This window comes from Dyadobacter sediminis (assembly GCF_005860765.1).
GTDB lineage: Bacteria > Bacteroidota > Bacteroidia > Cytophagales > Spirosomataceae > Dyadobacter > Dyadobacter sediminis.
Genome location: NZ_VCEI01000029.1, coordinates 273,002 through 291,960, shown reverse-complemented (window position 1 = coordinate 291,960; position 18,959 = coordinate 273,002). Strand labels below are relative to the sequence as shown.

Below are 18,959 nucleotides of genomic sequence, written 5' to 3'. Positions count from 1 at the left end.
AGGAACGATCAGAGGTACTTCTGTTGATTTAAAATGAAGTATTCTGATTAAAATAAAGTTTCTGACCATGCTTTTATATACCTGATCAAATACAAAGCCCTGCCTTTCAAAATCGGATTGGCAGGGCTTTTGATTGAAAGTAAATCAGGATTTATACGATATTTGTACCTGTAAGATCGATACTCACCAAACATTGCCCTGAATGAAATTACACAAAGAAGGTTATACGATTATGGCGGTAACTGCCATTGTATTGATATTGATAAACTTAGGTGTTCATTATCTCCTTCCTGACGGTTATTGGATTCCAAGATTGGTTTTGATCGGGAGCATTATTGTTTTTTTGCTCGTTGTCCAGTTTTTCAGAGTTCCTAAAAGAATCGTTTATAAAAGCGACCGGCAGATTGTTGCTCCGTGTGACGGCAAAGTTGTGGTTATTGAAGAAGTTGTTGAAAGTGAATACTTTAAAGGTCCGAGAAGACAAATAAGCATTTTTATGTCACCGCTTAATGTGCATATCAACTGGAATCCGGTAAGTGGCGTTATCCAGTATTTTAAATATCATCCCGGCCTGTATCTGGTGGCTTGGCACCCGAAATCAAGCACGGACAATGAGCGCACAACGGTCGTAATCAGAACGGTGGAAGGCATAGACGTACTTTTTCGCCAGATAGCCGGAGCCGCTGCCCGCCGCATCCGCTGGTACGTAAAAGAAGGCGACCAAGTAGAGCAGAGTACCGAAATGGGTTTTATCAAGTTTGGCTCCAGAGTGGATATTTTTGTGCCGCTGGATGCAGACATAAAAGTAAACCTTCAGGATAAAACGATAGGCAGTGTAACGGTTCTTGCCGAATTAAAATAACTCAGGGTCTTAAAGTTCCTATCCACTCACCGATCTGCGCGAAAAAGCCGGGAACGGACGCCGGATATACAACTGCCATAAACACCATCCCGAAAATTGCACCGTACATATGTGCGCTGTGATTGACGTAACTTGTGCCTTTTTTAGCCTCGTAAAACGAATATCCCAGAAACAGAATCCCGAAGATGAATGCTTTCATTCTGATGAAGAAGTACAGGGAAATTGTCATGGTAGGGGCGAAGAGAATGGCAGCAAACAAAACGGCCGAAACGCCTCCCGAAGCACCCAGCGAATTGTAACTCGAACTGTTGCGGTGCTTCAAGAATGTCGGAATATCTGAAACGATAATTCCGACCAGGTACAAAAATAAAAAATACAAGGAGCCGCCGGAGCCAAACAGCATTCCGAAAAGCCGTTCAATTCCTTCTCCTACAAACCATAAGCTCAGCATATTGAATATCAAATGGCCAAAATCCGCATGGATAAATCCGGATGTTACAAAACGATAGTATTCGTTGCGGCTCGTAATCCGGTATGGATTGAGAATCAGCCTGTCCATCAGATCGGGATTATTGAAGGCATAATAGCTGATTCCGCACGTGATGATGATCAGTAATAATGTAATTGACATAATTCAGGCAACTTTGGAGTAAGTTATTTTTCGCGCTCGACAAGCTGTTGAACAAACGCGAGCAGAAAAGTTTTTCGGTCATTGTCAATATCCAGTTGTTTCAGACAGTCAATGCCGCGTGTAAAATACGCTTTGATTTTTTCTTCGGTAAAGCTACGGATATCCAGTGCTTCATAAATATCTCGGACCGCATTAACTTTATCATTTTTTTCAAAAGTTTCCATTGCAATCCATCTCTGCAGATCGGCAAGTATGTCGCCACCTGCTCTGGAAAGTGCTTCAATAAGCAGGAAAGTCTTTTTATTGGAAATAATATCGCCGCCGACCTGCTTTCCGAACTTGGAAGGATCGCCGTATACATCCAGCAGATCGTCTTTCAGCTGAAACCCGATTCCGATATTTTCGCCTGCCGAATACAGCAGTTTTATGGATTTTTCATCCGCTCTGCCGATTATTCCGCCCAGTTCCAGCGCAAAGCCGAGCAGTACAGAAGTTTTCAAACGGATCATTTCAAGATATTCCTCTTCGCTCACATCCCAGCGCGTTTCAAAGTTCATGTCGAGCTGCTGGCCTTCGCAAACTTCGCCTGCTGTGCAGTTGAACCGTTCCAGAACAAGCCTTAAGCGTTCTTTCGGTATATCCAGCAACAGGTCGTAGGCGCGGATCAGCATGACATCACCGGACAATATTGCCGTGTTGGCGTTCCATTTTTCATGGACAGTTGGCTCACCGCGACGCAAAGGCGCACGGTCCATAATGTCGTCGTGCATCAAAGTAAAGTTGTGAAAAACTTCAACCGCCATGGCAGGTTTGATGGCCGTTTCCCATTCATTGGTATAAATGGAAGCTGCAATCAATGTAAGCAACGGCCGAAACCGTTTTCCGCCCAGAGACATCATGTATTTTATGGGATCATAAAGTTCCGCCGGATTTTCGCCGTAGGAATGACTTTCAATTTCAGCCTGAAGCTTTTCAAGTAGTTGCTCGATACTAATCATTTTAATTTGTAAAAATCTGCCGCGAGTTGTTCTGCCGGATAAAAATCAACGCTGTAATTCCAGCCAGCGTTTGTGCAAAGTAGGAAAATTTAATAACCAGATTTGTAATTATACGTCACAACTTTCGTCATTGCATCCGATTTATGTTAGTTTCGGAGCGGAAAAGCAGCCTTTTGGTGTTTTCTGTCCTGAACAATTTCCAATCCTGCATTTAAAATTATGGCATTTCATCAGTATTTCAACGGAGAAATTTTTCCGGTTGACAGCCCGCTTTTCAAAACCAACGATCTCGGATTGCTGCGCGGTTACGGCTTGTTTGATTATTTCAGGACGTACAACGGCATTCCGTTCCGCTGGAACGATTACTGGCAGCGGTTTGAAAATTCAGCTCGTTTACTAAAACTTTCATTACCGGTTTCACAGGAAGAAACAGCAAAAATGCTGGCCGATCTGCATGCCATGTGCGGTGAACGCGAAGTTGCTTTTCGCTTTGTACTTACCGGCGGCTATGCACCGGACAGCGTCAATGTAGTCCAGCCCAATTTTCTGATCAGAACGGAAGCATTGCCGCAGGATAATCCGGCTGGCCGGCTCAAAGGTATAAAAGTGCTGCCATATGAATACGTACGTGACCTGCCGGAAATTAAAACGACCAATTACATGCATATGGTGCTGATGGCGGATGAAATGAAACGTACGCAGGCATCCGATCTGCTTTTTCACAAAAACGGGGAAATAAGCGAACTGACAAGAAGCAATGTTTTTATTTTCCGTGAAAACAAGCTCATTACTTCCAACCGTAACATTCTGAACGGCATTACACGACGCGTCGTTATGGAACTTGCAGCGTCTTATTTTGAAGTGGAAACAAGGACCGTATCGTATGAAGAAGTGCTTACGGCAGATGAAGTGTTTACAACCAGCACAACCAAATGGGTTATGCCTATTGTCCAGATCGGGGATGCAGCCGTAGGAAACGGGCTTGCAGGAAAACAGACGCTCTTTTTGCAAAAGTTGTTCGAAGACCTGGTTGCAGACTGGGGAAAATAAAAAAACGGCTGATCAGATGACCAGCCGTTTTCCGGGTTACATGTAATAAATCAGAATTAGTCAGGCGCATTTGGTGATTCCTTGTTGACAATCGGCCAGACTCCCGGCCTGGGAACGCTCACACCTTTTGTCATTCCTCTTGTTTTACTATCAGGTCCGAAATAGTATAAAGGCCATCCTTTGTAAGTCAGCTGCTTTTTGCCAAAAACATCAATCACTGTAAAAAGCGATTTGTCAATTGTAGAAGGAAGCGACTTGATATCAGCATAGTAAATCGGCCAGAAATCGTCATTGCTGAAATCTGCTTTGGTATACTTGTTCACGTTCTTTTTGTCATTGATAAAAGCATACAGCGTACGTCCGAGCGAATCCACAAGAAATTGCGTATCGGCAGTTCCTTCCGTATAATCCGATTTGTACGATTTTCCGTCATTTCCTACGAGCTGCGCATTGCCAAGCATCATGGTATAATCCGTTTTGGCAACAAACCAGACGCCGTTCACATTTTCTCCTTTTACATCGCCTGCCGCAACGTCATCTTTGTAATAATACATTGGCCAGCCTTTGTACGCAATCTGCGCCTTGCCATCAGCTCGCGTGATTGTAGTGAAATCGGCAGGGTTCAGGCCGGCTTCAAGGCGCGGGCTGGCAACGGAGAAAACAGGCCACGCCGTGAGGCAGCCTCCCGTACATGCCGAATTGCCGGCTACATCTTTTGTAAAGAAGTAAAGCGTTTTTCCGCTTCCGTCCGTAAGCACTTTTCCAAGGGTTGTTTCCTTGATCATCACATCCACTGCCGGAACAGGCGATGTATTGTCATTGTTGTCGTCATCCGAGCAGGAAATACTGACAGCAACCAAAAGCCCCATTGCAAAGAGCCAGCGCGTAAATTTTAAGATTGTCATTGTAATGATTATTTATTGTTAGAGATGAATTGGTTAGTAGCCATTACGATGGAACCGGCGCGGAGGTTGCGTGAGGTTGTAAACGAAAAAGCACAACCGTTGGGCTGTGCTTTTTTCACTTGTCAATGCTGTTTCAGTTCCAGCCCTGAGCCGTAATCGGAACGCGGCTGTCTGCTTTGGTATGCAGCACAACTTCATCTTTTTTATCCGTGATATAGCCGATAAAGCTGATTTTGGGATTATTTCTGATCAGTTCATAGGAAGCCTGCGGAACGGTAAAGAGCAGTTCATAATCTTCTCCGCCGTTCAATGCGGCCGTTACCGGGCCGATGTTCAGTTCCGATGCTGCAAGGAAAGTCTGTTCATCGATTGGAAGGCGTTCTTCAAAAACGACAGCGCCAACGCCGGATTGCGCGCATATATGCAGCAAATCGGAGGCAAGACCGTCGGAAACATCAATCATGGCCGTTGGCAGTACGCCGGCCTCGGCCAGTTCATACACAACATCCATTCTTGCTTCCGGCCTCAGCTGCCGCTGAATTACATAATCTTTTCCTTCGAGTTCGGGCTGCATTTCCGGATTGGCAAGAAAAACCTGTTTTTCTCTTTCCAGCAGCTGCAAGCCAAGATATGCGCCGCCAAGATCACCGGTTACGCACAACAGATCGTTGGGCTTTGCCGTATTGCGGTACGTTATTTTATCCTTTTTTACTTTTCCATATACACTTACGGAAATCAGCAGGCCCGAACGGGAAGAAGAAGTATCGCCTCCAACAAGATCTACGTTGAAATCGGTACAGGCAGCTTTCATTCCGGCATACAGTTCGTCAACGGCTTCAACCGAAAAGCGGTTGCTCAATGCAAGACTTACCGTAACCTGACGCGGAATGCCGTTCATAGCCGCAATATCCGATACATTTACAGCAATGGCTTTGTAGCCAAGGTGTTTTAAAGGAAAGAAAGTCAAGTCAAAATGGACGCCTTCCAGCAGGAGGTCGGAAGTAAGCAATCCGTATTCTTCACCGGAATCAATTACGGCAGCGTCGTCACCTATTCCTTTGATTGTATCCGGCAATTGGGTCTTTATTCCTTTATTGATCCTTTTTATCAGTCCGAATTCTCCCAGACTGCTTATTTCAGTTCTTGTTTCCATCTTGCAAAATTAGGTAAAAAAAGCCGAAGCCGCTTCTTTGTGAAACGGCTTCGGCCTGTGTACTGTTATCCGGAAAAAGCTCTGTAATTATGGATTGGTCAGTGTATACTCATTAATGGAACCGCCTGTTTTCGGGCTTGTCGTTAACCTTGTCAATACCAGTTTGGCGTCTTCAATGGAAGTAATGGTAAATTCAATTCTTCCGCCGCTTCCGGTCGGAGCGGGAGTAAGGCCGCTCAGGATCAATTTATTATCATTTTCAACATCCCAGCTTCCGTTGAAAGTATTTCCGTCAAATTCTGTATAAGTAGCTGTTTTTGCACCGGATGCATTATTAAGCGTCAGTCTGAACGCCGAGTATGCGGGTGTCTGGTTATTTGATCCGCCTCTTGTGTATACAACCGTGCTTCCGTGCTTCACAGATTCCGCAGTCCAGGCTTTGGCGATACGTTCGGAAACCGGTTTTACTTTTTCCTTACAACCTGTTGCAGCCATTGCAAGCACCAGCATGGTACACCAAAGAAGAGAGTAACTTTTTTTCATATTTTCTTTTTCATGAATTTACTAACAAAACGCCAAGTTCCTACATTTTAGTCTTATTGTCAAAATATTCCGGCAAGATCATTTATTTTCCTGTCTGAAGGGCATTATTGCTAATTTGCGGTTTTAGAAAATAGCATGAAAGGATATACACGGGCGCAGCTGGCGCTCCGAAACGGTCAGGACCGGGAAGAAATATGGTGCGCATATAAAGGAAAGATTTACGACGTGAGTTCGTCGCGGCTCTGGCGGAACGGACATCATTACGAACATTGGGCAGGGCAGGACCTTACAAAAGAACTTGGCGATGCGCCGCATACGGAAAAAGTTTTCGCACGTTTTAGTGTAATCGGTCGTTTGAAGCCTGTTTCTGAATCATAGCCATTTTATAGAAATGCTCCCAAAAATTTATCTGATCGCTGACAGCGGTTCTACCAAAACGGACTGGATTCTGGCCGGCAAGAACGGCATGCATCGGTTTCAGTCGGATGGAATCAATCCTTTTTACCAGACTGCAGAGGAAATTGTTCCGGTTCTGCAGAAGCAGGTTTTGCCTAACCTGACAGAAGATCCGGAAAGTATATTTTTCTACGGTGCCGGCTGTGCAGATGAAAAAACGAGCAAACCGGTATTTGATGCATTGCGTCAGGTTGTAAATGCTGCGGGTAAAATAGAAGTGGCTACGGACATGCTGGGTGCTGCACGCGGGCTGTGCGGACACGAGCCCGGACTGGCCTGCATACTGGGAACCGGCGCCAACAATGCTTTTTACGACGGCAAAAATATTGTTCATTCCATCGGTTCGCTCGGGTTCTGGCTCGGAGATGAAGGCAGCGGTTCGTATCTTGGAAAAACACTGGTTGTGCATTTTCTTCAGAATGAGCTGCCGCCGGATCTTCATGAAGCATTTAACCTTGCTTATCCCGGAACCGACCGGCTGCGGGTTCTGGACAATGCGTATAAAAAGCCGTATCCAAACCGGTATTTTGCGTCCCATTCTATGTTTATAGCGGCGCATATTGGTCATCCTTTTTTACAGGAAATGGTTGGGAATGCGTTCAGGCTGTTTACAGAAAAGTACATTTGCAAACATGCGCATGCAGAAAAATATCCGGTGCATTTTACCGGATCAGTTGCATGGCATTACCGGGATGTTTTAAAAAAGGAACTGGAAAGAAAAGGGCTGAGGTCGGGACGAATCCTGAAATCCCCGCTGGAAGGGCTGGTACAATATTATATGACGGATAAACAATAAAATAAATTTCTGTTTGTTAAACTGTCATGTCGAGACGCACGATCCAATTACTTACTGTTTTTTCTGCGCTGCTCATTATCGGCGTAGTCATCACACAGATATTCTGGGTAAAACAGGCACTTGATCTTCGGCACCGGCAATTCAATCAGAATGCGCATGTGGCATTGCAGGATGTTGCCGGAAAACTGGCCAAGGTCAATGGCGTGATGCAGACCACCAATCCTGTAGAACAGCTTTCGCCCGAATATTTTCTTGTTAATACCAATGCAACGACGCAGCCGGACTTGCTTGAACATTTTATTAAAGACAGCTTTCAGAAACACAATCTGATTGCGGATTTCGAAGTTGGGATATACGACTGTACGACCAACCGGATGCGTTACGGCATGTCGCTGAGTACCAAAAATAACGACAAGATTCCAACCAAAACCTCGAACTGGATTAAAACAGACAAGTATCCTTATTATTTCGGTGTACGTTTTCCGGAGCAGGAAGCGTATTTTGCCGGCAGCATTAACGGTGCCATTTGGTCGTCGATTCTGGTGCTTGTGGCGGTATCTTTTTTTGCATATGCACTGTTTGTGATTTTAAGGCAGAAGCAACTTTCCGAAGTACAGCGCGATTTTGTCAATAACATGACGCATGAACTTCAGACACCGATTTCCACGATCCGCATTGCTGCCGACGTGCTCAACTCTGAAACGATTGTATCGCAGCCAACGCGGCATAAAAGATACGTCAGCATTGTACAGGAAGAAATTCTGCGATTGCAGGGACAAGTGGAAATGGTGCTTTCAATGGCCAAAGCCGAACGCAATGCGCTTACGCTGAATAAGGAAATATTGAATGCAGAAAACGTAATTCAATCCATTCTGCTGCCATTTGAAGACAGGATCAGATTTGATTCAAAAGCTGAAAATAACTTTGTTGAAGCCGATCCGTTCCATTTTCGCTGCATGATCACCAATCTTATTGACAATGCATTGAAATATTCCAACGGCGATCCGGATGTGAAAATCGAAGCATATAATCAGGAAAAAAGCCTTGTTATTGCCGTTTGTGATCAAGGAATCGGCATTGCACCGGAGTATCAGAAAAAGATTTTTAACCAGTTTTTCAGGATTCCTTACGGCGATGTACATAATGTAAAAGGATTTGGAATCGGGTTAAGCTATGTAAAGCAGATTGCACGGGCCCATCACTGGCATCTTGACCTGGAAAGCACACTTGGAAAAGGCAGCACATTCAGAATAACCATACCTCAGAAACAAGCCTGATGAAAAAACGAATTTTATACGTAGAAGACGATCCGAACCTGGCCTTTGCCACCAAAGATAATCTGGAAGAGTATGATTATGAAGTCGTGCATGCGACGGACGGCGTTGAGGCACTGGATTTTTTCGGCAAAGAGCATTTCGATATATGCGTGCTCGACATCATGCTTCCGAAAATGGACGGTTTTACGCTGGCAGAAAAAATCAGGAGTTCCGACAGTCAGGTTCCAATATTGTTCCTCACGGCGCGCGCTCTTCAGGAAGACAAGATCAAAGGACTTAAACTCGGAGCTGACGATTATGTAACAAAGCCGTTCAGCATTGAAGAACTGAAACTGCGCATTGATGTATTCCTACGCCGCAGCAAATCGGACAAGCCGGAAGCATCCAGGACGGATGCTGCAAGAATCGGTAAATACGCGTTTGATTTTCAGAAACTTACACTGGCTATAAACGGAAGCACGCAAAACCTTACTTTTCGCGAAGCCGAAGTATTGAAATACCTCGCGGAACGCCCCGACCTGGTTATCCGCAGAGATGAACTTTTGAAAGCGATCTGGGGCGACGACGATTATTTTATGGGCCGTAGTCTGGATGTTTTTATATCCCGTTTGCGAAAATATCTGTCCGGCGATCCGGATATACGCATTGATAATGTACACGGCGTTGGCTTTCGGATGCGTTGGTAAACAATGTTTTTATAAAATTTGTTTGCCGGTTATTTGCTGAAAGAAAAATAATAATGCATATTTGCACCCTCATTTGAAAAAATTGCAAGGTTATGGCTAAGGTTTGTCAAATTACAGGTAAAAGAACACGCGTTGGAAATAACGTTTCTCACGCTAACAATAAAACAAAGCGTAAATTCTTCCCGAATTTGCAAAAGAAACGTTTCTTCCTTCCTTCTTCAGGAGAATGGGTTACGTTGAAAGTAGCAGCTTCTGCACTTCGTACTATTAACAAAAACGGTATCGAGGCAACTATACAAAAAGCGTACGACAAAGGAACGCTTACCTTCTGAAAGAAAATTTACGAATTTATTGAAAAGGGCTTCTCAATGCGGGAAGTCCTTTTTTTGTAAAGTACATTTCCAATTCATATTCCGGTTATGACTGACAATTCAGGGATTTTTCTGCTTTTGGGCTCCAATCTGGGCGACAGGCTTCATACGCTTGCCATGGCTCGTGAAATGATTAGTGAAAAAGTCGGAAAGATAAGCATTCAGTCTGCCGTTTATGAAACGGCACCGTGGGGCGTTACGGATCAGCCCGCTTTTCTGAATCAGGTGATTGTTGTCGAATCGGAGCAGGAGCCGGAAGAAATTCTAAGAAATATTCTGGATATTGAGCATGAGCTCGGGCGGGTCCGTTACGAACGCTGGGGCGCACGGGTTATTGATATTGATCTGCTTTATTATAACAATTTGATTCTGGACAGTGCCCGGCTTACCGTACCGCACCCACGCCTGCAGGACCGCCGCTTTACTTTAATCCCGCTGGCTGAAATAGCGCCGGACTTCATTAACCCGCTTCTTCATAAAACTTCTTTTCAGTTGTTGTCCGAATGCAGTGATGAAGGCATAGTCGCGCGGATTTCCTAAAAAAATGCTATTTGGATCTGGCTTTTCATTCAGGGCTTTTAGCCACTTATTCTTTATTTTGAGGGATTCATCATTTTTTTGTGTCATATTAAGCTGATTAACACTTGCTTTGTCTGCGACTTGTCATAAGCCTGAATTGTATTATCAGAAAACAGGTTTCGAATCCTGATCCAAGCATTTTCGGCAAAACAGAAAAGTTCTATTTTGTCTTTTAAAATTATCAAAATAAAGCATATGAAATATAAGGTACTTTGTTGTTTTCTTTTACTGGGTATATTCAGCATAAGCCTGCCGGCAGAAGCTCAGAACCGGCATACCGTCAGCGGATATGTCAAGGATCAGTCCAATGGCGAAGGGCTTATCGGCGTATCGGTTTACGTGCGGGAAGCGAGCACCGGCGTGGTTACAAACGCGTACGGATTTTACTCGATAACACTTCCGGCAGGTTCCTATACACTTGTTTTCAGCTATATCGGCTTTCAGAAAGTAACCAAATCCATTTCCCTTGATGCTGACAAAACGGAAAGCATCGAAATGACAACCGAAAGCAATGAACTTCAGGAAGTAACGGTTTCTACGCAAAAGGAAGATGAAAATGTCCGGAGCATCGAAATGTCCGTAAACAAAGTGGAAATGAAAACCATACGCAAAATGCCTGCCTTGCTCGGTGAAGTGGACTTGATCCGGAGCATTCAGCTTTTGCCGGGCGTTACTTCCGTTGGAGAAGGCGCGTCCGGGTTCAATGTGCGTGGAGGCGATATTTCCCAGAATCTGGTTTTGCTGGATGAAGCTCCGGTTTATAATTCATCCCATTTATTTGGTTTTTTCTCGGTTTTCAATCCGGATGCTGTCAAAGATGTAAAGCTGATTAAAGGCGGAATCCCGGCGCAGTACGGCGGGCGTATTTCATCCATTCTTGATGTAAGGATGAAAGAAGGAAATTCAAAAAAGCGTGAAATAAACGGCGGAATCGGGACTATTTTTTCAAGACTTACGTATGAGCAGCCGTTTGCAAAAGGAAAAGGATCATTTATAGTAGCCGGCCGCCGGTCTTATATTGACATTCTGGCAAAACCGTTTCTGAATTCCGATCTGAAAGATTCAAGATTTTATTTTTATGACCTTACGGCCAAAGTGAATTATCAGCTTGGAAACAAGGATACGTTTTATGCTTCAGGCTATTTTGGAAAAGATGTTTTCGGTGGCGGCGATTTTGGCTTTGGCTGGGGAAATGCTACGGCTACGGCCCGCTGGAACCATATTTTCTCGAATAAATTATTTATGAACCTGACCGGTTTTTACAGTAATTACGATTATTCGCTCGGCCAGAACCAGAACGACCCGAGTGCCAAGGACCGCTTTGACTGGAAATCCAAAATCATCAGTAAAAGCATAAAGCCCGATTTCACTTTTTACATTACGCCGAATAATCAGCTGACTTTTGGCGGACAATACATTTATTACGATACGCGTCCCGGAAGAGCAACGGCGGTTTCGGAAGGCCAGAGTACGGACATCAGCCTGGATCCGAGGTATGCGGACGAGTCGGCTTTGTACATCGGCAACGAACAGAAATTTTCAGACCGGATTTCCTTGCAGTACGGCATTCGGTATTCCTATTTCAGAAGTCTTGGGCCAGGAACGGAATATCAGTATGCCGAAATTTCAAAAGGGCAGCGCAAGCGGCCTGTATTTCCCGGCAACCAGTATGAAAAAGGAGATGTAATTAAAAGTTACGGAAACTGGGAACCACGTGCTTCGCTGAATATCGGCCTGACTTCCAATGCTTCTATTAAAGCAAGTTACAATCGTACTGCGCAATATCTGCATCTTTTGTCCAATACGGCTGCCAGTTCGCCTTTGGACGTATGGACATTAAGTTCAGTCAATATCCGCCCGGAAAAAGCCGATCAGGTTGCGTTGGGCTGGTTCCAGAATTTCAGGGATAATACGTATGAAGCTTCGATTGAGGTTTATTATAAAAAACTCTATAACCAGATTGATTATGTGCCGGGTTCCGATCTGCTTTTGAACCGGTTTGTTGCCGGTGATCTCCTTTTTGGAAAAGGCCGGGCGTACGGCGCTGAATTTTATGTAAAGAAAAATAAAGGAAAACTGACCGGCTGGGTAAGTTACACGCTTTCACGCACGGAACGGCTTGTGGAGACAGTCAGTAATAATGAATGGTTTCCTGCGCGTTTTGACAAGCCGCACAACTTTACATCCGTTGCTATTTACGACCTGAACAAAAAATGGTCGCTTTCGGCCAACTTTACGATTACTTCCGGAACGCCGGCAACATTTCCGACCAATCGTTACGAATGGGGCGGATGGCCGATTGCAAACAATTATGCCGGTTCCAGAAACAACAACAGAATTCCTGCCTATCACCGTCTTGACCTTGCAGCAACGTTAAAGGCAAAACGCAAACTGTTTAGATCCGGAGAAGGCGAATGGGTGCTTTCAGTTTACAATGTTTACAACCGCCGGAATCCATTCTCGGTTTATACAAGGTCCAATGAAGATACGCCGCTCAAGACCGAGGCCATCCGTTACGCGGTTATCGGGAGCTTCATTCCGACAATTACTTATAACTTTAAATTCTAGAAACTGGTTTTTACAAGTAAAAACCAGTTTCTTATGCCAGAAAAAAATCGGATGATGAAAAATTTCCTGCAACATGTAAAAGTCAGAAATACAGCCGTAAACATGCTTTGTGCAGCCGCTTGTTTCTTTTTTATAAGCTGTGAAGATGTTATTGACCTTGAAACACAAACCGGCCCGGAGCAAATGGTTGTGGATGGATGGATTACGAATGAAGCCGGTCCGCAAACCATCAAACTGACCTGGTCCGCAAATTATTTCAATAACAATGCGCCAAAGCCTGTACTGAACGCGGAAGTTACCGTTACGGATAATCTTGGAAAAACCTTTGAATTTGAAGATGCCGATGCAAACGGAACGTATATATGGGGCGCTTCCAATGCCGATACTTTGGGGCAGATCGGAAGAACTTATACATTAAAAATCAGGAACGGCGCAGAAATGTATTCCGCAGTTACCGAAATAAAACGGGTTCCGGCCGTGGATTCTGTGGTTTACCGAAATGAAAAGCTGCCTTTTGAACCCGACAAAGGTCCGAGAGAAGGATTTGTAGCGCAATTTTATGCAAGGGATTTCGCCGGCTCAGGCGATACGTACTGGATAAAACCATATGTAGGCGGCAAAGCAGTTGTGGACAAAGCCGTCAATATTTCCATTGCATATGACGCCGCATTTGGCTCCGGCGCAGCTACGGACGGACTGATTTTTATCCTTCCGCTGCGTGAATCCATTACAACGGATTCACTATATTCTGCCGGTGCATCCGTGGGTGTGGAACTTCACAGCATAACCAATGAAACTTTTGAATACCTGAACCAGATCCGTGAACAGGCTTCCAACGGCGGATTGTTTGCAACGCCGATCACGAATATCCGGTCCAATGTCATCAATGCAAATCCAGACGGGCCGAAGGCACTTGGCTTTTTTGGCGCTTCGGCAATCAGTCGGAAAGAAACGGTTATTGATCCGGCAAAAGCCCGTCCGGACGATGATTAAGGTTTTTTATAAAATGATGTTCCGCTGGCAATTCAGTTTGCCAGCGGTTTTTTGTTATAAACAGCTTCTGGCGATTAGCTTTGAGCTTTTAGTTTGTAAAAGATGCTCATCCGGGCTAAATTCAATCAACTGCTTATTTCAATATAAGGAAGGTAAAAACAAGCTGAATGAAAGTTTTTAAAGTCTGTCTTTACTAAATGCGTATTTTCCTAACAGCCACCAGCTACATCAAACACCCGATCATGAAAATAAACATACTGGTCATTTTAATGCTTTTAACTTTTTCTGCTGCTGCACAGAAACGTTCGAGGGAACTGGGGATTAAAATCGGCGTGCTTTCTCCGGGCAGCCTCAATGCCATTACTGATGTTGCAGGCGTAAAAGTCGGGCAGGTTACTTTGTCGGAAGGTGCTGATGTAAGAACGGGCGTAACGGCCATACTTCCGCATGACGGAAATCTTTTCCAGCAGAAAGTACAGGCTGCCATGTATATCGGCAACGGCTTTGGTAAACTGGCCGGCTACTCGCAGGTGGAAGAGCTTGGAACGCTGGAGTCGCCGATTATACTGACAAATACGCTGAGTGTCCTAACAGCAGCGGATGCAATCATTGACTGGACATTAATGCAGAAAGGCAATGAAAATGTAAGATCTGTAAATCCGGTTGTAGGAGAAACAAACGACGGTTACCTGAATGATATCCGAGGCAGATATATAAAAAAGGAGCATGTCCTCAACGCGTTGGCGCAGGCAGCAAGCGGGCCGGTAACAGAGGGCAACGTAGGCGCGGGAACGGGAACGGTCTGTTTCAACTGGAAAGGAGGCATCGGAACGTCATCCCGGAAACTTCCTAAAAATCTGGGCGGCTACACGGTCGGCGTTCTGGTGCAGACCAACTTTGGAGGTGTGCTGAAAGTGAACGGCGTACCTGTAGGTGAAGAAATGGGAAAATACGCATTCAAGGAATCGCTGGATAAATCTTCGGACGGCTCATGCATGATGGTTGTAGCTACGGATGCGCCGTTGGACGCCAGAAATCTGAAACGACTTGCCAAAAGGGTTTTTATGGGCATGGCGCAAACAGGCGGCATTGCATCAAACGGCAGCGGCGATTATGTAATTGCCTTTTCTACTGCCAACCGGGTTTTGCATGAAACTTCGGAATCCACTTTCAGTGCCAACTATTTGCATAATGATTATGTGTCGCCGCTTTTTCTTGCTGCCATGGAATCTACGGAGGAAGCCATTATCAATTCACTTTTGATGGCGCGTACTTCGGAGGGCACGCAAGGCCACAAGGTTGAAGAACTTCCGAAAGATAAACTGCTGGGAATCATGCGAAAATATGGCAGATTGAAGCAATAGCCGATACTTTGCCCGACTTTTTATTCTTTCCTCATAAAAAATTTGCGATTGTGATTTTTTAAATGAAAATTTGCCGTTTAATTGGAATCCCGCTCTTGGACTTGAAGACTGCAAAGGTTATTAATCAGACAATCAGCTTAATGCTGGCCATCATCCTTCTGATGGTTGCAGGAATGCGGTCTTGGCCTGCACATCATGGTTCCGTTCAGGATTATGCTTCAAAGGCTGAGAAAGCAAGCAAGGATTTTACAAAAAAGGATTTTTCGGGCTCATCGAAGTCCGATCAGGCGAAAGTAAGTACGCTGTCGCTTGATGCGGTTATCACGCCCGCCATTTCATACGATTTTTCCCATTATTTTTATTTTCTGCCGCAGCCTGACTGGCATTTTGTTTCCGGTAAGGCAATTGTAAAAGTTGCTTTTGAAGAGCCTTTTTTCTTTTTTTCCTACTTTCACCGGATCTTCGGAAGAACGTTAGTCACCAACGCGCCCTGAATACCTTTTCAGGCGATTGAACGTTATTTCTCCATATACTTGATACAGCCTGTTTCCGTTGTCTCTGTTAAATGCCTTGATTTGTTCAATCATTGATTTTTCAGCTTTCGTTGCCTGTTTACAGGCTTTTTACAACTTCGTTATATTCACAGAATTTTATTTAATTTTTTATAATCAAACCAAATGGCCAATAGGAATGGAATATTAGGGCTAACCATTGTGATTGCCCTGATCAGCGTCTATTATCTTTCTTTTACCTTCGTTTCAAGGAACATAAAGAACAAAGCGCTGACTTTTGCAACGGATGCAAAAGGTGAAGTGGATATGTCAAAAAAGCAACGCTATATTGACTCATTGTGGCGTGAAGATGTCTATTTAGGACATACTTTGCAGGAAGTTACCGAACGCGAACTTAACCTGGGACTTGACCTTCAGGGCGGTATGCACGTTGTGCTGGAAGTTTCTCCTGCCGACATTCTGAAAGGAATGGCAGGCGGAAATGCGCGCAGTGCGGCATTTCAGAGTGCCTTGAAAAAAGCCGGTGAAGATAAAGCAGCCAGCAACAGCACTTTTATCAATCGCTTTGTATCGGCATATAAAGAAGCTGCTCCGAACACCAGTCTGGCGAGCATTTTTGCAACAAGTGCCAACCGTGGAAAAATCAGCAGCAACTCTTCAGATGGCGATGTGATCAAAATGCTGAATACGGAAATCAATGGTTCCATCGATCGCGCATTTCAGATTACACAGGCGCGTATTGACAAATTCGGTGTTACAAACCCGAATATTCAGCGTCTTCCGGGTCAGAACCGCATTCTAGTAGAACTTCCGGGCGTTGACAATCCGGAGCGTGTACGTCGTTTGCTTTCCGGCGCTGCAAGACTGGAATTTGCAGAAGTATATCTTACCAATGAAGTTGCGCCTGCGCTGGACGGACTAGGAAAATACCTGGCCAAACAGGATGAAATCAAAAAAGCCACTGCAAAGCCTGCCGCTACCGCAGCAGCAACAGATACTACGAAGAAAACAGGCCTGGGCGGACTGGCCGCACAGCTTGAACAGAAATCCGATTCTACAGTTTCCGATTCTTCCGCGCTTGCAGCTCAGAGCGCAGCTTTAACCAGCCTGTTTGTGCCAATGCCGCAGGGACTGGGCGTTTACCTGAAAGATACAGCACGTGCAAACGAAATCCTTAAGCGTCCGGAAGTTCGTTCACTGTTTCCTGCAGACCTTGTTTTCATGTGGGACCGTAAAGGAACTGAAGGTGCAAACAATCAATTGATCCTGCCTTTGTACTTTATCAAAAAGGCAAATGGCGAGCCTGCAATGGAAGGTGACGTAATCGTGGATGCAACGCATGACTACGATGAACGCGGTCGTCCAGAAGTTACAATGCGTATGAACGGTGAAGGCGCACGTAAATGGCGTTCATTAACAGCCCGCAGCATTAACCGTCCGGTTGCCATTATTATTGACAATCTGGTTTATACGGCTCCGACAGTGCAAGGTGAAATTCCGAACGGTAATTCGAGCATTACAGGAAACTTTACCGTTGAAGAAACAAAAGACATGTCCAACGTGCTTAAAGCCGGTAAATTGCCTGCTCCGACGCACATTGTGGAAGAAGCTGTTGTAGGATCTTCACTGGGCGCGGAAGCAATCCGTGACGGTATCCTCTCTTCAGTTGTCGGTCTGGTTATCGTGTTGGTTTTCATGGTTGCCTACTACAACAAGGCTGGCTGGATCGCGGATATTGCATTGCTTATCAACTTGTTCTTCCTTTTGGGAGTAATGGCATCTCTGGGAGCCGTTTTAACGCTTTCAGGAATTGCAGGTATTGTGCTTTCCATCGGTATGGCCGTGGATGCGAACGTACTGATCTATGAAGGGATCAAGGCGGAACTGGCAGACGGCAAGCCATTCGGACAGGCTGTGCAGGATGGTTTCAAGCACTCGCTGACTGCCATTATTGACTCCAATGTTACAACGTTGCTTACCGGTATCATCCTTTATACTTTCGGAACGGGTCTTGTGCTTGGCTTTGCAACAACGCTGGTAATTGGTTTGATTACTTCTTTGTTTACGGCTATTTTCATCACACGTCTGTTGCTTGAAAACCAGATTAAAAACGGGAAGACCTTTAATTTTTATACTAACCTTACCAAAAACTGGTTTAAGGACAACAACTTTGACTTTGTTTCGCAGCGTCGTCGTTTCTACATTATCTCTACGATTATCATTGCCATCGGAGTAGGATCGTTTATTTTCAAAGGATTTGGTCTGGGTATTGATTTCAAAGGAGGACGTTCTTATGTTGTCCGTTTTGAGAATTCGGTTGATGCGGATGATCTGAGAACAATTATGGATACGGAACTGGGTTCTACAACAGAAGTTAAAACTTTTGGTGGCCTTGATCAGGTTAAAATTACAACGCCTTATCTGATTGAAGACACAAGGCCGGATGCAGACCAGAAGGCCGAGGCTAAAATCCTGTCGGGTATTTCCCAGATAAAGGGCAACCCTGCAAAAATTGTCAGCTCCAATAAAGTGGGTCCTACAATGGCTTACGATACGCTGTTATCTGCTGTGTATGCCATTCTGCTTGCGCTTGCTGCCAACTTTATCTACATTCTGATTCGTTTCAAACGTGTTGCATTCAGTTACGGCGCTGTTGTTTCGCTTGCGCATGACGTTGTGATTATTCTTGCCATATTCTCCTTGTTCAACGGATGGCTGCCATGGTCGCTGGACATTGATCAGGCTTTCATCGGTGCAATCCTGACCATGATCGGATATTCAATGAATGACACCGTTGTAATTTATGACCGTATCCGTGATTATCTGAACGATGAACGGTCACGCGGACAAAGCATGTCAACGGTTATCAACAACGCATTGAACAGTACGCTCAGCCGTACGGCCGTAACGGGTATCTCGGTAATACTTGTACTGGTTGTATTGATGATCTTCGGCGGTGCTGTCATCCGCGGATTTACATTCTGTATGCTGCTTGGTGTAATTGTTGGTACTTATTCTTCTCTGTTCGTGGCAGCCCCGATTGTTGTGGATCTTTTACAGCGTGAGAAATCAAAAGAGCCGGCACTTACTGTTACAGATACTACTTCACCGGTTGCTGGAAAAAAAATTAAAGCATAGGTTTTAAAGAATAAAAGGGGGTAAGTTTTATACTTTTCCCCTTTTTATTTTGTAGCTATACATACTTGACAAATTTT

General features: G+C 44.7%; 18 protein-coding genes. 13 read left to right on the top strand and 5 right to left on the bottom strand.

The features are described from left to right. Positions 1-202: 202 nt before the first annotated feature. On the top strand, positions 203-862 hold the full coding sequence (locus FEM55_RS20730) for a phosphatidylserine decarboxylase family protein (protein WP_138283304.1): 660 nt from the start codon (positions 203-205) through the stop codon (positions 860-862). A gap of 1 nt (position 863) precedes the next feature. Here FEM55_RS20730 and FEM55_RS20725 read toward each other — a convergent pair whose 3' ends face one another. Both FEM55_RS20725 and FEM55_RS20720 read right to left on the bottom strand, forming a co-directional pair. Then, entirely contained in the window at positions 864-1,493 is a 630-nt protein-coding gene (locus FEM55_RS20725) for a rhomboid family intramembrane serine protease (protein ID WP_138283303.1), read from the bottom strand. Between the two features lie 23 nt (positions 1,494-1,516). Next, positions 1,517-2,488: a polyprenyl synthetase family protein gene (locus FEM55_RS20720; RefSeq protein WP_374756486.1), complete on the bottom strand. Its 972-nt coding sequence runs from the start codon at positions 2,486-2,488 to the stop codon at positions 1,517-1,519. Between the two features lie 222 nt (positions 2,489-2,710). Between FEM55_RS20720 and FEM55_RS20715 the strand changes: the two genes are divergently transcribed. After that, positions 2,711-3,541: an aminotransferase class IV gene (locus FEM55_RS20715; RefSeq protein WP_138283301.1), complete on the top strand. Its 831-nt coding sequence runs from the start codon at positions 2,711-2,713 to the stop codon at positions 3,539-3,541. A 56-nt stretch (positions 3,542-3,597) separates the two neighbouring features. Here FEM55_RS20715 and FEM55_RS20710 read toward each other — a convergent pair whose 3' ends face one another. From FEM55_RS20710 to FEM55_RS20700, 3 genes are all read right to left on the bottom strand, one after another. Then, the gene (locus FEM55_RS20710; RefSeq protein ID WP_229209358.1) at positions 3,598-4,446 is read right to left on the bottom strand and encodes a hypothetical protein; all 849 of its coding nucleotides are present in this window, start codon (positions 4,444-4,446) and stop codon (positions 3,598-3,600) included. Positions 4,447-4,579: 133 nt separating this feature from the next. After that, positions 4,580-5,599 (bottom strand): thiamine-phosphate kinase, encoded by a 1,020-nt coding sequence (thiL, locus tag FEM55_RS20705; protein ID WP_138283300.1) that lies wholly within the window; start codon positions 5,597-5,599, stop codon positions 4,580-4,582. Between the two features lie 87 nt (positions 5,600-5,686). Beyond that, positions 5,687-6,142: a hypothetical protein gene (locus FEM55_RS20700; protein WP_138283299.1), complete on the bottom strand. Its 456-nt coding sequence runs from the start codon at positions 6,140-6,142 to the stop codon at positions 5,687-5,689. A 135-nt stretch (positions 6,143-6,277) separates the two neighbouring features. Here FEM55_RS20700 and FEM55_RS20695 point away from each other — a divergent pair, with 135 nt between their 5' ends. From FEM55_RS20695 to secDF, 11 genes are all read left to right on the top strand, one after another. Further along, a complete protein-coding gene (locus FEM55_RS20695) occupies positions 6,278-6,520 on the top strand; it encodes a cytochrome b5 domain-containing protein (RefSeq protein ID WP_138283298.1) in 243 nt (80 codons plus the stop codon). Positions 6,521-6,533: 13 nt separating this feature from the next. Then, positions 6,534-7,394, top strand: coding sequence for an N-acetylglucosamine kinase (locus tag FEM55_RS20690; RefSeq protein ID WP_138283297.1), 861 nt, complete (start codon positions 6,534-6,536; stop codon positions 7,392-7,394). Positions 7,395-7,420: 26 nt separating this feature from the next. Continuing rightward, positions 7,421-8,671, top strand: a complete 1,251-nt coding sequence (locus FEM55_RS20685) for a sensor histidine kinase (protein ID WP_138283296.1) — start codon at positions 7,421-7,423, stop codon at positions 8,669-8,671. After that, complete coding sequence (locus FEM55_RS20680; RefSeq protein ID WP_138283295.1) at positions 8,671-9,357, top strand: response regulator transcription factor; 687 nt, start codon at positions 8,671-8,673, stop codon at positions 9,355-9,357. Before FEM55_RS20685 ends, FEM55_RS20680 begins: the two co-directional genes overlap by 1 nt. Positions 9,358-9,449: 92 nt before the next feature. After that, the gene (rpmB, locus tag FEM55_RS20675) at positions 9,450-9,689 is read left to right on the top strand and encodes a 50S ribosomal protein L28 (protein WP_090384950.1); all 240 of its coding nucleotides are present in this window, start codon (positions 9,450-9,452) and stop codon (positions 9,687-9,689) included. An 87-nt stretch (positions 9,690-9,776) separates the two neighbouring features. Next, positions 9,777-10,268, top strand: coding sequence for a 2-amino-4-hydroxy-6-hydroxymethyldihydropteridine diphosphokinase (gene folK / locus FEM55_RS20670; protein ID WP_138283294.1), 492 nt, complete (start codon positions 9,777-9,779; stop codon positions 10,266-10,268). Positions 10,269-10,502: 234 nt separating this feature from the next. Beyond that, positions 10,503-12,875 (top strand): TonB-dependent receptor, encoded by a 2,373-nt coding sequence (locus FEM55_RS20665; RefSeq protein WP_138283293.1) that lies wholly within the window; start codon positions 10,503-10,505, stop codon positions 12,873-12,875. Positions 12,876-12,908: 33 nt separating this feature from the next. Beyond that, positions 12,909-13,868, top strand: a complete 960-nt coding sequence (locus FEM55_RS20660) for a DUF4249 domain-containing protein (protein WP_229209357.1) — start codon at positions 12,909-12,911, stop codon at positions 13,866-13,868. 242 nt (positions 13,869-14,110) lie between these two features. Next, positions 14,111-15,232 (top strand): DmpA family aminopeptidase, encoded by a 1,122-nt coding sequence (locus FEM55_RS20655; RefSeq protein WP_138283292.1) that lies wholly within the window; start codon positions 14,111-14,113, stop codon positions 15,230-15,232. A 140-nt stretch (positions 15,233-15,372) separates the two neighbouring features. Next, complete coding sequence (locus FEM55_RS20650; protein WP_138283291.1) at positions 15,373-15,726, top strand: hypothetical protein; 354 nt, start codon at positions 15,373-15,375, stop codon at positions 15,724-15,726. 183 nt (positions 15,727-15,909) lie between these two features. Then, the gene (gene secDF, locus FEM55_RS20645; RefSeq protein ID WP_138283290.1) at positions 15,910-18,882 is read left to right on the top strand and encodes a protein translocase subunit SecDF; all 2,973 of its coding nucleotides are present in this window, start codon (positions 15,910-15,912) and stop codon (positions 18,880-18,882) included. The last annotated feature ends 77 nt before the right edge of the window (positions 18,883-18,959 follow it).